Raw genomic sequence first — 14,123 nt, 5'->3', positions numbered from 1 at the left:
GCCCGCCGCCACCGCGGCCACGCCCAGCGCCCAGCGCGGGCCCCAGGCGTTCGCGACGGCGCCCACGATCGGCGCGCCGACCGGCGTTCCGCCCGAGAGGATCGCCATGTAGAGCGCCATGACGCGACCCCGCAGGAGCGGGTCGGTCGTGGTCTGCACGTAGCCGTTCGCGGTCGTCAGCATCGTCACGACCGTGAAGCCGATCAAGACGGTGGATGCCGCGAACAGCCAGTAGGTCGGCATGACTGCGGCGACCGCCGACGCGAGCCCGAAGAAGGCGACCGCCCCGATGATGACGCGGATGCGGGCGCGCTCGCGCTTGGCCGCGAGCAGGGCGCCCGTCAGCGAGCCGATCGCGAGGATCGACGACAGCAGGCCGTACTCGCCGGCGCCGCGCCCGAACTCGACCGCCATCGTCGAGGCGAAGATCGGGAAGTTCATGCCGAAGGCGCCGACGAGGAAGACCATCACGAACACGACGACGAGGTCGGGGCGTCCGGCCACGTAGCGGAAGCCCGCGACGAACGCGCCGCGCTGGCGGGGGGCCCGCGGCATCCGTCGCAGGTTCGAACGCCGGAGCCGCGCGAGCGCGACGAGGACCGCGATGAACGTGATCGCGTTGATGACGAACACCCAGCCCGTGCCGACGAGCACGATGAGGACGCCCGCGAGGGCCGGGCCGATCATGCGCGCCGCGTTGAACGACGCCGAGTTGAGCGCGACCGCGTTCGACATGTTCGACGACGAGACGAGGTCGGCGACGAACGTCTGGCGGGCGGGGATGTCGACGGCGTTCACGATGCCGAGCAGCCCGGCGAAGACGTAGAGGTGCCAGAGTTCCGCGTGCCCGAGGATGAGCAGGAGTCCGAGCGCGAGCCCGAGCAGCATGAGCGCCGACTGCGTGAACATCAGGATCTTCCGGCGCTCGAAGCGATCGGCGATGAGGCCGGTCACGGGCACGAGCAGCAGTTGCGGTGCGAACTGCAGGGCCATCGTGATGCCGACCGCGAGCGCGTCGTTGTCGGTGAGCTCGGTGAGCACGACCCAGCTCTGGGCCGTGGCCTGCATCCAGGCGCCGATGTTCGAGACGAGTGCGCCGACGAACCAGATGCGGTAGTCGACGGAGGCGAGGGAGCGGAACATGGATCTCACTGGTCGGTGAGCCTCCTGAGGATGTCGGTGGCGGCGGCGAGCGTGTCGCGCTCGTCGGCGGAGAGGGTGGCGAACCGCTTGGCGAGCCAGGCGTCGCGGCGTCGGCGGGTCTCGCGGACGATCTCATGGCCCGCGTCGGTCGCGTGGAGCAGCACCTTGCGGCCGTCGTCGGGCGAGCTCTCGCGCACGAGCAGCCCGGAATCGACGAGGCAGTTCACGGTGCGGTTCATCGACGGCGGCGTGACCCGTTCGAGCTCGGCCAGGCGTCCGGGCGTGAGGGGGCCCTCGCTCGCGGTCCAGGCGAGCGCCGCGTACTGCGTGGCGCTCAGCTCGGCGTCGGCGCGTTCCTGGCGGATGCGGCGGGCGAGGCGCATGACCGCGAGGCGGAGCTCGGTGCTCTGCTCGGCGAGGGACGGCCGCCGTACGCGGGGGTGCGCGCCCGTCGAGGCGAGGATGTCGGTCATATCGTTAGCCTAACAAATTAGGGTGCCTAATGATTCCTCCGCGATTTCCCGTAGACTCGCGTCGGTAACACCCTCGAAACGCTCGACTGGAACAGTCAGGACATGGGAAGCCTCTTCGACGGATACGCGGCGACGCGGTCGAGACGGCGGAGTCGTGAACGACCGTGGGACGAGATGTTCCCCTCCGACTCCGTCAGCGTCCGCGAGCCCTACCGCGAGCTCTACCCGGCGCTCGCGCGGATGACCCAGGACGAGCTCCGCGGCCGCACCGACGCGCTCGCGAGCAGCTACCTCGCCCAGGGCGTCACGTTCGACTTTGCGGGCGAGGAGCGGCCGTTCCCGCTCGACGCCGTGCCCCGCGTGATCGCGGCGCGGGAGTGGAACGTCGTCGAGGCCGGCGTCGCCCAGCGCGTCCGAGCGCTCGAGCGGTTCCTCGGCGACGTCTACGGCCCGCAGGACTGCGTCCGCGACGGCGTGATCCCGGCGGCGCTCCTCAGCTCGTCCAGCCACTTCCACCGGCAGGCCGCGGGGATCGTCGCCGCGAACGGCGTGCGCATCCACGTCGCCGGCATCGACGTCATCCGCGACGAGGTCGGCGACTGGCGCGTGCTCGAGGACAACGTGCGCGTGCCGAGCGGGGTCAGCTACGTGATCTCGAACCGTCGCGTGATGGCCCAGACGCTGCCCGAGCTCTTCACGTCGATGCGCGTCCGGCCGGTCGGCGACTACCCGAACCGGCTGCTGCAGGCGCTCCGCGCGAGCGCGCCCGAGGGGGTCGACGAGCCGAACATCGTGGTCCTGACCCCCGGCGTGTACAACTCGGCGTACTACGAGCACACGCTGCTCGCCCGGCTCATGGGCGTCGAGCTCGTCGAGGGGCGCGACCTGTTCTGCTCGGGCGGTCGCGTCTGGATGCGCACCACCGCCGGCCCCACCCGCGTCGACGTCATCTACCGCCGGGTCGACGACGAGTTCCTCGACCCGCAGCAGTTCCGGCCCGACTCGGTGCTGGGCGCGCCGGGACTCATGCTCGCCGCCCGGCTCGGCCACGTCACGATCGCGAACGCGGTCGGCAACGGCGTCGCCGACGACAAGCTCGTGTACACCTACGTCCCCGACCTCATCAGGTACTACCTCGGCGAGGAGCCCATCCTGCCGAACGTCGACACCTGGCGGCTCGAGGAGCCCGAGGCGCTCGCCGAGGTGCTCGACCGGCTCGACCAGCTCGTGGTCAAGCCCGTCGACGGCTCCGGGGGCAAGGGGCTGGTGGTCGGTCCCGACGCCTCGCGCGGCGAACTCGCCGAGCTCCGCGCCCGACTCCTCGCCGACCCCAGGGGCTGGATCGCGCAGCCCGTCGTGCAGCTCTCGACGCTGCCGACGCTCGTCGAGGACGGGATGCGTCCCCGCCACGCCGACCTGCGCCCGTTCGCGGTGAACGACGGCGAGAACGTCTGGGTGCTCCCCGGCGGACTCACGCGCGTCGCGCTGCCCGAGGGGCAGTTGGTCGTCAACTCCAGCCAGGGCGGCGGGTCGAAGGACACCTGGGTGCTCGACGACTCGGTCACGACGGGCCCGGTCGCGGGCATCGTGCCGAGCCCGAACCCGTCCGGAGCGCGCGTCGGGTCGATCGTCGCGGACCAGGCGACCGCGCCCGTGACCGCCGCCATCCCGCTGCTCGGCGACGGCGCCGCCGCCAGCCCGCACCACCGGCACCGCCCGGAGTCCTCGCCGCAGGACGAGGACGCCCCGGTCCGGCAGCAGCAACAGCAACAGCAGCAGCAGCGACCATCGCGGCGTCCGACCCGAGGGGAGGCGGAGCCATGCTGAGCCGCATCGCGGAGAGCCTGTTCTGGATCGGTCGCTACATCGAGCGCAGCGACGGCACGGCGCGCATCCTCGACGTCCACCTCCAGCTCCTGCTCGAGGACCCGTGGATCGACGAGGACTCAGCCTGCCGCGCCCTGATGGCGGTCATGGGCAGCGAGCCCAACGACGACGTGAGCCTCGGCCCGCAGGACGTGATCGCGCTGCTCGCGGTCGACCCGCACCATCCGGCGTCCATCGCGCACTCGGTCACCGCGGCACGCGAGAACGCGCGCCGGGCGCGGGAGATCGTCTCGACCGAGCTGTGGGAGGCGATCAACCACACGAATGCGCGGATGCCCCGCCACGTGGCATCCGACAAGACCCACGAGTTCTTCCGCTGGGTCCGCGACCGTTCCGCGCTCGCCGTCGGCGTCGTCGACTCGGCCTCGAGCCGTGACGAGGCCTGGCACTTCTTCAGCCTCGGCCGGGCCGTCGAGCGGGCCGACATGACCGCCCGCCTGCTCGCGACGCGATCGCTCACCGAGGCGAGCGGGCCGAGCTGGACGACCATCCTGCGCAGCTGCGGCGGCTACGAGGCGTACCTGCGCAGCTACCGCGGGGTTCCGTCGACGCTCTCGGCTGCGGAGTTCCTGCTGCTCGACCGGCTGTTCCCGCGCTCGATCATCTCGAGCGTCATCCGCGCCGAGGAATCGCTGCGCGAGATCGACCCGCGTGCGGGCCGCGTCGGCGTCACCGACCAGGCGCAGCGGCTGCTGGGCCAGATCCGCTCCGAGCTCGAGTACCGGCCGATCGGCGACATCCTGCACGACCTCTCGGGGAACATGGAACGCGTGCAGGAGTTCGTCTCGGCTGCCACCGATGCGATCCGTCAGCGCTACTTCCCGACGAGCGCCGTGCCGGTCTGGATCGGGGAGGTCTCATGAGCCGACTGCGCATCGTCCATCGCACGGGCTTCGCGTACGAGGAGGCCGCGACCGCCTCCTACAACGAGGCGCGGATGCTGCCGTACTCGGGCGGCGAGCAGTTCGTGATGCACGCCGCGCTCGACATCCGCCCGGGCGCGACCCAGCACGCCTACCTCGACTACTGGGGCACCCGCGTCTCGACGTTCGAGGTGCTGACGCCGCACCGGGAGCTCTCGGTGACCGCGACGAGCGTGGTCGAGGTGCGTCCCGTGCCCGGCCGCGGCCCCGAGCCGACGTGGGACGAGCTCGCCGCGATCCGCGTCTCCAGCGTGCCGTTCGTCGAGTTCTCGACGCAGACAGTGGCCACCGAGCCTCCCGACGAGGTCGCCGCGCTCGCCGCGGAGATCGCCGCCGAGGGCATGCCGGTCGGCGAGACCGCGCTCGAGATCAGCCGTGCCATCGGCGACGCCGTCGAGTACGTCACGGGCGTCACGGCGGTGAACTCCACGGCCCGGGAGGCGTGGTCCGAACGCAAGGGCGTCTGCCAGGACATGGCGCACCTCGTCGTGGGGGCGCTCCGCTCGGTCGGCATCCCGGCGCGGTACGTCTCGGGGTACCTGCACCCCGACCGCGAGGCGCCCGTCGGCGTGACGGTCGCCGGCGAGTCGCATGCGTGGGTGGAGTGGTTCTCCGGCGCATGGCGCGGCTACGACCCCACCAACCTCGCCGAGGCGGGCGAGCTGCACGTGCTCGTCGGACGAGGACGCGACTACACCGACGTGGCCCCGCTCCGCGGGGTGTACGCGGGCCCGAGCGCATCCGAGCTGTTCGTGACGGTCGAGGTCACGCGCGAGGCCTGACCTCGCGTCGCCGGCCGCCCGCCGGTGGCAGGATGAGCGCATGCCGACCTTCACCGACCCCCAGGGCGTGCGCATCCACTACCAGCACTGGCGCGTGCCCGAGCCGGTCGCGGTCGTCCAGCTGGTGCACGGCGTGGGCGAGCACATCGGGCGCTACGGCGCCCTCGTGGAGGCGCTGAACGCCGCGGGCTACTCGGTCTGGGCCGACGACCACCGGGGGCACGGACAGACCGGGTTCGAGCAGCACGGCGGCGACCTCGACCGGATGGGCAGGCTCGGACCGGGCGGACTGCGCGCGGCGATCCACGACGTGCACCTCTTCACCGGGATCATCCGCGAGACCGAGGGCGACGAGGTGCCGCTCGTGCTCCTCGGGCACTCGTGGGGCTCGCTGATGGCGCAGATCCTGCTCGAACGGCACCCGCACGACTGGGATGCGGTGGTGCTCACCGGAACGGCGTATCGGACGCCGATCCACATGAACTCGGGCGACCTGAACCGCCGCCATCGGCACCTCGGGACCACCGGCCTCGAATGGCTCTCCCGCGATCCGGCAGTGGCGGAGGCGTTCGTCGCCGACCCGTACACGACCGCGGTGCCGCTGCAGGAGCTGTTCGGGCTGATCGAGGCCGCCCGCCTGCTCGGCCGCCCGGGGCGGAACCTCCCCGAGGAGCTCCCGCTGCTCATCATGGTCGGTTCCGACGACTCGCTCGGCGGCGAGAAGAGCGCGCTGAGGCTCGCCAACGCCTACGCCTCGCGAGGCCGCCTCGCCGACGTCACCCTCACCGTGTACGACGGCGCCCGCCACGAGATCTTCAACGAGACGAACCAGGAGGAGGTCCGCGGCGACCTCATCCGCTGGCTCGACGAGCGCTTCGCGGTCGACTGAGCGGCGACGACGGATGCCGCGTCGGAGGAGGCGGCATCCGGATCTCGCCCGTCAGCGCAGCGCCGGGACGTTGAACCCGATGAGGCGCGGCTGCACCCGCCCGTCGACCCGTTCGAACCGGACCTCGGTGAGCGCGCAGTTGGCGACCTCGGGGAACAGGTCCCGATAGCGGTCGGGGTCGACGCCCAGCCACTCGCACAGCAGGAGCCGGAGCAGCGTGCCGTGGAACACGACGAGCACCCGGCGACCGCGCCGGGAGTCGGCGGATCCGCCGACCGTCGCGTCGCCGATGCCGAACTCCTCGACGAGTTCGCGCAGCGCGGGTTCGGCGCGTGCGATGCCGTCGATGCCCGATTCGCCGCCGGGCAGCGGGCTGCGGGCGGGATTCCGGCCGAACGCCGCCCAGGCCTCGGGCATCCGCTCCGACAGTTCGCGGGGAGCGAGGCCCTCGCCGTCGCCGAAGTCGATCTCGACGAGCCTCGGGTCGGTGCGCAGTTCGAGGTCGGCCGCTGCGGCGGCGGGCTCCGCGCTCGCCTGCGCCCGGGTGAGCGTCGAGGACACGACCGCCGAGAGCCGCGCGCGCGACGCCCACTCCGCGAGCTGGTCGGCCTGGGAGAGCCCGTTCGCGGTGAGGTCGATGTCGGTCGAGCCCGCGTAGCGGTGCTCGCCGTGCCACACGGTCTCGCCGTGTCGTGCCAGGTACAGGGTGGTCATCGCGGCATCCCCCTCGCAGCCGAACGGATGGTCCGTGGCCGAGCCTACGCCCGTGGCCTGCGAGCCCTTGACAGCCATGGAGGCAGCACGGCAGGCTGTGTCGCGTGAGAGCGCTCTCATGGGATGCCGGTGCACGACGCCGGACGCACATCCACTGTCGATGAAGACTGAGAAGCCAGGAGAATCGATGAAGACTCCGCGCCAACCGAAGGTACTCGCCGTCGGCGTCGCCGCCGCACTCGCCGCCGCTGCCCTCGCCGCATCCCCCGCGTACGCCGCGAATGACGTGCTCCGACCCGAGGTCGACCTCTGGACGAACCCGGCGAGCACGACCATCGCGGCGGCCGCGGCACTCGAGGGCGATGCCCGCGCCGACGCGCTGCTGCTCGGCTCGTTCCCGAGCGCCACGTGGATCAACGGCGGCACGCCGAACGAGGCCAAGCGCGACGTCAAGCGCGTGGTCTCGGCCGCACACGCGGCCGGCGAGGTGCCCGTGCTCGTCGCCTACAACATCCCGTTCCGCGACTGCGCGCAGTACTCCGCCGGCGGTGCGACCACCGTTGCCGAGTACACGGCCTGGATCGACGGCTACGCCAAGGGCATCGGCAACAAGGACGCCGTCGTGATCCTCGAGCCCGACGGGCTCGGCATCATCCCCTGGTACACGACGATCAACGGCCAGCTCGAGTGGTGCCAGCCGGCCGAGGCGGATGCCGCGACGGCCGCCGACGAGCGGTTCGCGATGCTGAACCACGCGGTCGACGCCTTCGCGGCGCTGCCGAACACCGCCGTCTACCTCGACGGGACGCACTCGGCGTGGCTCGGGGTCGGCGACGTCGCCGACCGGCTCATCAAGGCCGGAGTCGAGCGCGCCGACGGCTTCTTCCTGAACGTCTCCAACTACGAGACCACCGAGCGGCAGCAGAAGTACGGCACCTGGATCTCGGAGTGCATCCAGCTCGACCTGAACTCGTGGTGGCAGCGGGAATGGTGCGGGAGCCAGTACTATCCGGCGAACCCGTCCGACTTCTCGACGTGGGAGCTGACGGATGCCGCCTACGACCAGGCCTACGCCGACACCGGGCTCCAGCGCGATCCCGACTCGCAGGCGCACTTCGTGATCGACACCAGCCGGAACGGCGTCGGACCGTGGACGCCGACCGCCGTCCACCCGGACCCGCAGGTCTGGTGCAACCCGCCCGACCGCGGCCTCGGCCTGCGCCCGACGACCGACACGGGCGACCCGCTGATCGACGCCCACCTCTGGGTGAAGGTGCCCGGCGAGTCCGACGGCCAGTGCCTGCGGGGCACCGCCGGCCCCGAGGACCCGGAGCGCGGCATGGTCGACCCGGCCGCCGGGCAGTGGTTCGTCGAGATGGCCGACGAGCTCATCGCGAACGCGGTGCCGCCGGTCTCCCCGTAGCGCCCCGCCGGGGCGGGAGCCGGCGCGACCCCGGAACGCCGGCGCCGGTTCCCGCCCGACGGACGCAGGACCCCGCGGCATCCGTAGGCTGGTCGCATGCACGGTGAGTACAAGGTCCCCGGCGGCAAGCTCGTGGTCGTCGACTTCGACGTCGTCGACGGGGCGATCCGCAACGCCCGCGTCGCGGGCGACTTCTTCCTCGAACCCGACGAGGCGCTGGGCGACCTGAACCGGGCGCTCGACGGGCTGCCCGCGGCATCCGATGCCAAGCAGATCGCCGCGGCGATCACGAAGGGGCTGCGGCCCGACGCGGTCATGCTCGGGTTCTCGGCGGACGCGATCGCCGTGGCGGTGCGCCGCGCGATGACCGATGCCCGGACCTGGTCGGACTACGAGTGGGAGATCGTGCACGACGCCGCCGTGCCGCCGCGCGTGCACCTGGCGCTCGACGAGGTGCTCGCGACGCGCGTCGGCGAGGGCCGCCGCAAGCCCACGCTGCGGTTCTGGGAGTGGGAGGAGTCGGCCGTCGTGATCGGCTCGTTCCAGTCGGTGAGGAACGAGGTCGACCCGGAGGGCGCCGCCCGCTACGGCTTCGACGTGGTCCGCCGCATCTCGGGCGGCGGCGCGATGATGATGGAGAAGGGCAACGTCGTCACCTACTCGCTGTACGTGCCCGCCGAGCTCGTGCAGGGCATGAGCTTCGCCGACTCGTACGCGTTCCTCGACGACTGGGTGCTGCAGGGCCTGCGCTCGCTCGGCATCGAGGCCACGTACCAGCCGCTGAACGACATCGCGAGCCCGGCGGGCAAGATCGGCGGCGCCGCGCAGAAGCGCCTCGGCTCGGGCGGCGTGCTGCACCACGTGACCATGGCGTACGACCTCGACAACGCGAAGATGCTCGAGGTGCTGCGCATCGGCCGCGAGAAGATCAGCGACAAGGGCATCGCGTCGGCGGCGAAGCGCGTCGACCCGCTGCGCTCGCAGACCGGGCTGGCCCGCGCCGAGGTCATCGAGCGACTGAAGGAGACGTTCGCGGGCCTGTACGGTGCGACGCCCGGAGCGGTCACGGCCGACGAGCTCGCCGAGGCCGAGGCGCTCGTCGCCTCGAAGTTCGCGACCGAGGACTGGCTGCAGCGGGTGCCCTGACGAGGGAGCGTCCGGGGGGACGCGAGACCGGTCCTGTGGAACCCCTGAACGTGAGGGGGAGTCACGGCGTCTAGAATCGCCGGGTGGACTGGTGGATGATCCTGATCATCGCCGGCGCGGTGATCGCGTTCGGCGTGTTCGCCACGCGCAAGGGCTGGATCGACCTCTCCGACAAGACGAAGCAGGGCAAGCCCAGCGGGTCGGCCGTCATGATGATCGGCGACGAGGTCTTCGCGCCCCGCAAGTACGAGGCGCAGGTCGAGGTCGACCGCCAGGCGCGGCTGCCCGTTCCGGCCCCGGTGCCCGGCGACGGAGACAAGGGCATCGCGTTCGCCGCCGCCGACGCCGACGAGGGCGACCCCGACCGGTTCCGCGGTCGCATCCGGCTCGACGTCCACCGCTGACCCGCGCGTTCGGCGCTCCGGAAGTCCGGGCTGCAGGCGGATGCCGCGACGCGGCGCTACGCGTCCGTGAGCGTCGCACCCCACTCGCGTGCCCGCTCGAGCTCGCCGTCCGCGATCGGGCCCGAGTAGCCGTGCACGCCGAATGTCTTGGGTGAATCCACCGGCCGGAACCCCTTCGACACGAGCGCCTTCATGGCCTTCTTCGCCGCCGACCCGGGGAGGCGCGGATGCACCGTCCGCGTGTCGAACGTCGCGACGGCGACCGCCGACGACGGCGGTGCGAGTTCGGCGATCCACTCCCTGATGCCGCGAGCCGGGATGTCCGTCGCTCCCTGCTGACGGGCGTTGCTCCGCGACGACGCGGTCGACATCGAGAACGCGTGCGTCGGTCCGCCGACGACCACGAGGTCGATCTCGGAGTCGATCGCGGCAGGAGCCTCGGTCGCGGCCACGACGTCGACCCGATCGACGCCCGCGCTTCCGCGCAGTCCTTCGGCTGCAGCCTCGGCGAGGGCGCCCGTGTTGCCCCAGATCGTCTCGTACACCACCAACGCGCGCATGAACCCCGCTCCCCGTCCGCGTGACGACCCCGGCCGTGCCGTCGGCCATCACGGTAGTAGGGCTCGCGCGCGCCCGGCCGGGACCTTGGACCGCTGAGGCGGCCGGCCGTCGCACGCGTCAGTCCGCTGCGACCTCGGCGACGACGCTCGGGCAGCCCAGGTCGGCGGCCACCTCGCGCATCGCCGCCGACGCCGTCGCGACGGTCATGAGCGCGTTGCCGCCGACGATGTGCAGGCCGTAGGCGTCCTCGAGCGCGACGAACGTCATCGCGAGTCGGTCGTCGTCGAGTCGCGGAGCGAAGGTCCCGCTCTCCCGTCCGGCCCTGACGATTCGCCGGTAGGTGTCGAGCTGGCGCAGGTAGAGCTTCTGCACGAGCTCATCGTGCAGCGCCGACTTCCCCGCGAGCACGTCGAACTCGTAGAGGAGGCTCATGAGGGCGTCGTCGGGTCCGCTCGGCAACCCGCCCTCGATGGCGGCGGAGAGCTGCGCGCTCGGGTCGTCGAGCTCGGCGATCCGCGCGTCGCGGGCGTCGCAGAAGCGCTCGATACCCGCGGCGTGCGCCTCGACGAGCAGCGCGTCGAGGTCCTCGTAGTAGTAGAGGATCGCACCTCGCGTGAGCCCCGCCTGGGCGGCGACGTCGGTGAGCGAGAGCGACCTGAGCCCGTGCCGGTGGCCGGCGTCGTACGTCGCCTGGATGAGCGCGTCGCGGCGGGCCCGCTGGTTGCGCGGTCGAGCCATTCCTTGACACTAGCCGATCGCCCTGCCACACTCATCGAGTTCATTGACGTTGGTGTCAAATAATGAATCGACCAGCGCCATCGCCCCCGGAACACGACGTGCTCCCGACGAAGAGAGACCGACATGACCACACCGCCCGCCCTCGACACCGCCGCCACGACGACGCACGGCGCGAAGCTCTCGCGCTCGCTCGGCGTCGGCGGCAACGTGCTCATCACCCTCTCGGGCATCTCGCCCGCCTCGAGCGTCTTCATCCTCGGCGGCGCCGCCCTGGCCGTGTACGGCACCGGCGTGTTCTGGGGCTTCGCACTCGCGGGCGTGATCAGCCTGCTCATCGCGTACTGCTACGCCGAGCTCGGCTCGCGGCATCCGATCGCGGGGGGCGACTACTCGCTCGTCAGTCGGGTGCTCGGCCCGGCGTCCGGTGCCGCCGTGTTCCTCATCAGCCTCGTGACGCTGCCGCTCATCGTCGCGATCTTCGCACTCGGGGTCGCCGACTACCTCGGCGTCGCGATCGCCGGCCTCGACCCGCTCTGGACGGCCATCGTCGTCATCGTGCTCGCCACGGTCACCGCGTGCTTCAACATCCGCGCGAACGCCTGGGTCACCGGCGCCTTCCTCGTCGTCGAGATGGCCGCGCTCGCGCTGCTCGCCGTGCTCGGCCTCGTGCACGTCGAACGTCCGATCACCGACCTCCTCGACCCGCAGGCGCTCGACACCGCCACCGGCGGCCTCGCGCCGCTCGGCATCGCCGGCCTGGTCCTGGCGATCACGCAGGGCATCTTCTCGTACAACGGCTACGGCGGTGCCATCTACTTCGCGGAGGAGACGCGCAACGCCCGACGTTCCATCGCCCGCGCCGTCATCTGGAGCGCCGTCATCACGGTGCTCGCCGAGCTCGTGCCGCTCACCGCGATCCTGCTCGGCGCCGACTCGCTCGAGGAGCTCTTCGGCGCCGCGCTTCCCGTCGAGACCTTCCTCTCCGCCCGCTCGGGTGATGCGATCACGATCGTCGTGCTCGTGGCCGTGGCGCTCGCGATCGTGAACGCCATCATCGCGATCGCGCTCCAGTCGGGCCGGCTGCTGTTCGCCGCTGCCCGCGACCGGGCACTGCCCGCGGCCGTCGCCACGCCCCTGGCAACGATCTCACCTGCCACGCGCATGCCGGTCGCGGCCACCGTCGTGATGGGCGCGCTCGCCCTCGCCGCGTGCTTCATCCCATTCGACGTCCTGCTGAACGCGACCGGCTCGACCCTGGCCTTCAGCTACGGCTTCATCGCCCTGGCAGCGCTCGTCGTGCGTCGCCAGTCCGATGCCGCCGCGCGCGCCGGGGAGGACCTGACCGGCACGTTCCGCATGCCGCTGTACCCGCTCGCCCCGGTGGTCTCGCTCATCGCGATCGCGTCGATCTTCGTCATCGGAATCCTCGACCCCGCCCAATGGGTCAGCCTCGGCATCGCGATCGGCATCGTCGTCGCGGGGTTCGCGTACTACGGCCTGTACCTCCGCCGGAACCCCGGCACCGCGCACCTGCTCGCGGCCGAGGACGACGAGTGGGAGCCCGCGAAGTGAGGCTCGACCTGCTGATCACCGGGGCGCGCGTGCGCACGTTCGACCCGCGCGCCCCCTGGGCCGAGGCGGTCGGCATCGCCGACGGGCGCATCGCCTGGGTGGGCGACGTCGCAGACGCGCCCGCCGCCGCCCGCACCCTCGACGCGAACGGGAGGCTGGTGACGCCCGGGATCGTCGACAGCCACAACCACCTGCTGCTCGGGTTCGACGAGGACGCGATCTCGTTGGAGGGCGCATCGACGCTCGACGAGGTGCGACGGCGCATCGCGGCGTTCGCCGCCCGCCGGCCGGACCTCGGCTGGATCTGCGCGGAGAACGCGGTCTACTCGGTCGTCGACGGACGGCGGCCGAACGCCCGTGACCTCGCCGGTCTCGACCCGCTCGGTCGTCCGATCCTGGTCACCACCTACGACCAGCACTCGGTCTGGCTCGACGCGAACGCGCTCCGCGCCCTCGGAGTCGCCGACGGAGGCGACCTCGCATGGGGTCGTCCCGAGCGCGACGCCGACGGCGAGGCCACCGGCTGGGTGACCGACTTCTACACGAGCGCGATGACGGTCGCCGGGCTCACGGCGCTGCAGCGCGACATCCCGATGTACTCGCCCGAGCGCAGGTACCGGAAGCTCCGCGGCAGCATGCGCATGGCGACCTCGCTCGGCATCACGACGGTGGTCGAGCCCCAGGTGCCGCTCGCGGAGCTGCCGCTCTTCGAACGCGCGCTCGGCGAGGGGGTGCTCACCTCGCGCGCGATCGCTGCGCTGTTCCATCCGGTCGGGGCGGATGCCGCGTTCCGCGGCGAGCTTCGCGGTGCGGTCGACCGCGCGTCGGCCTCGCCCGACCGAGGCGGACTCCTGCGGCTCGGTCCACTGAAGCTCTACGCCGACGACGTCATCGAGCCGCACACCGCGCTCATGCTCGACGACTACGCGAACCGGCCCGGCGTGCGCGGCCGGCCGTCGTACCCCGGTGACGCCGGCCGCGAACTCGTCGGCGTGATCACCGAGCTCGACCGCATGGGCTTCCAGACCCACACGCACGCGACGGGGGACGGCGGCATCCGCCTCGCGCTCGACGCGATCGAGCAGGCGACCCGCACCAACGGCACGGTCGACCGCCGCCACGGCATCGTGCACGTCGAGTGCCTCCACCCCGACGACCTGCCGCGCTTCGCCGCGCTCGGCGTCACCGCGGCGATGCAGCCGCGGCACTGCTCGCCCGACCTGGTCGCAGGCACTTGGATGGAGAACGTCGGCGAGCACCGGTGGAGCCGGGCGTGGCGCTTCCGGAGCCTCATCGAGTCAGGTGCGACGGTCGCGTTCTCGAGCGACTGGCAGGTCGGCGAGATGGATCCGCTCGTGGGGCTCTACTCCGCCGCGACGCGCGCGGGGCTCGACGGCTCGGCCGCCTGGACGGCGCCCGAGCGCGTGGGCCTCGACCGCGCGCTGGAGGCCTACACGGTCGGCGGCGC

General features: G+C 71.9%; 14 protein-coding genes. 9 read left to right on the top strand and 5 right to left on the bottom strand.

What is annotated here, in order from left to right; all coding sequences use genetic code 11:
- A partial coding sequence (locus ESO86_RS03775; protein ID WP_129233552.1) for an MFS transporter occupies positions 1-1,143 on the bottom strand: 1,143 nt, incomplete at its 3' end.
- A gap of 5 nt (positions 1,144-1,148) precedes the next feature.
- Entirely contained in the window at positions 1,149-1,616 is a 468-nt protein-coding gene (locus ESO86_RS03770) for a MarR family winged helix-turn-helix transcriptional regulator (protein WP_129233551.1), read from the bottom strand.
- Positions 1,617-1,718: 102 nt separating this feature from the next.
- On the opposite strand from ESO86_RS03770, the gene ESO86_RS03765 reads away from it, so the two are divergent.
- Genes ESO86_RS03765 through ESO86_RS03750 form a run of 4 tightly spaced genes read left to right on the top strand, consistent with a single transcriptional unit; the run spans position 1,719 to position 6,097 of the window.
- A complete protein-coding gene (locus ESO86_RS03765; RefSeq protein ID WP_129233550.1) occupies positions 1,719-3,443 on the top strand; it encodes a circularly permuted type 2 ATP-grasp protein in 1,725 nt (574 codons plus the stop codon).
- Positions 3,437-4,366 carry an alpha-E domain-containing protein gene (locus ESO86_RS03760; protein WP_129233549.1) on the top strand — a complete coding sequence of 310 codons (930 nt, stop codon included), beginning with the start codon at positions 3,437-3,439 and terminating at the stop codon, positions 4,364-4,366. Before ESO86_RS03765 ends, ESO86_RS03760 begins: the two co-directional genes overlap by 7 nt.
- On the top strand, positions 4,363-5,208 hold the full coding sequence (locus ESO86_RS03755) for a transglutaminase family protein (protein ID WP_129233548.1): 846 nt from the start codon (positions 4,363-4,365) through the stop codon (positions 5,206-5,208). Before ESO86_RS03760 ends, ESO86_RS03755 begins: the two co-directional genes overlap by 4 nt.
- 40 nt (positions 5,209-5,248) lie before the next feature.
- Positions 5,249-6,097: an alpha/beta fold hydrolase gene (locus ESO86_RS03750; RefSeq protein ID WP_129233547.1), complete on the top strand. Its 849-nt coding sequence runs from the start codon at positions 5,249-5,251 to the stop codon at positions 6,095-6,097.
- 51 nt (positions 6,098-6,148) lie between these two features.
- On the opposite strand, the gene ESO86_RS03745 is transcribed toward ESO86_RS03750, so the two are convergent.
- Positions 6,149-6,811, bottom strand: a complete 663-nt coding sequence (locus tag ESO86_RS03745) for a histidine phosphatase family protein (RefSeq protein ID WP_129233546.1) — start codon at positions 6,809-6,811, stop codon at positions 6,149-6,151.
- A gap of 187 nt (positions 6,812-6,998) precedes the next feature.
- On the opposite strand from ESO86_RS03745, the gene ESO86_RS03740 reads away from it, so the two are divergent.
- The 3 genes from ESO86_RS03740 to ESO86_RS03730 all read left to right on the top strand — a co-directional run bounded on the left by ESO86_RS03740 (position 6,999) and on the right by ESO86_RS03730 (position 9,784).
- A complete protein-coding gene (locus ESO86_RS03740) occupies positions 6,999-8,234 on the top strand; it encodes a glycoside hydrolase family 6 protein (protein WP_129233545.1) in 1,236 nt (411 codons plus the stop codon).
- Positions 8,235-8,330: 96 nt separating this feature from the next.
- The gene (gene lplAB, locus ESO86_RS03735; RefSeq protein ID WP_129233544.1) at positions 8,331-9,380 is read left to right on the top strand and encodes a lipoate-protein ligase LplAB; all 1,050 of its coding nucleotides are present in this window, start codon (positions 8,331-8,333) and stop codon (positions 9,378-9,380) included.
- Positions 9,381-9,463: 83 nt separating this feature from the next.
- Positions 9,464-9,784, top strand: a complete 321-nt coding sequence (locus ESO86_RS03730) for a hypothetical protein (RefSeq protein WP_129233543.1) — start codon at positions 9,464-9,466, stop codon at positions 9,782-9,784.
- Between the two features lie 56 nt (positions 9,785-9,840).
- Here ESO86_RS03730 and ESO86_RS03725 read toward each other — a convergent pair whose 3' ends face one another.
- Together ESO86_RS03725 and ESO86_RS03720 are read right to left on the bottom strand one after the other, a co-directional pair.
- Positions 9,841-10,344, bottom strand: a complete 504-nt coding sequence (locus ESO86_RS03725) for a hypothetical protein (RefSeq protein WP_129233542.1) — start codon at positions 10,342-10,344, stop codon at positions 9,841-9,843.
- 118 nt (positions 10,345-10,462) lie between these two features.
- Positions 10,463-11,083 (bottom strand): TetR/AcrR family transcriptional regulator, encoded by a 621-nt coding sequence (locus ESO86_RS03720; protein ID WP_129233541.1) that lies wholly within the window; start codon positions 11,081-11,083, stop codon positions 10,463-10,465.
- Between the two features lie 123 nt (positions 11,084-11,206).
- On the opposite strand from ESO86_RS03720, the gene ESO86_RS03715 reads away from it, so the two are divergent.
- Together ESO86_RS03715 and ESO86_RS03710 are read left to right on the top strand one after the other, a co-directional pair.
- Positions 11,207-12,655: an APC family permease gene (locus ESO86_RS03715; RefSeq protein ID WP_129233540.1), complete on the top strand. Its 1,449-nt coding sequence runs from the start codon at positions 11,207-11,209 to the stop codon at positions 12,653-12,655.
- The coding region (locus ESO86_RS03710) for an amidohydrolase (protein WP_207207006.1) at positions 12,652-14,123 on the top strand (1,472 nt) is incomplete at its 3' end. The genes ESO86_RS03715 and ESO86_RS03710, both read left to right, overlap by 4 nt.

The sequence above is a fragment of the Agromyces binzhouensis genome (assembly GCF_004135055.1).
Lineage (GTDB): Bacteria > Actinomycetota > Actinomycetes > Actinomycetales > Microbacteriaceae > Agromyces > Agromyces binzhouensis.
The sequence above is the reverse complement of the archived record's forward strand: the minus strand, read 5'-3'. Positions and strand labels throughout refer to the sequence as shown.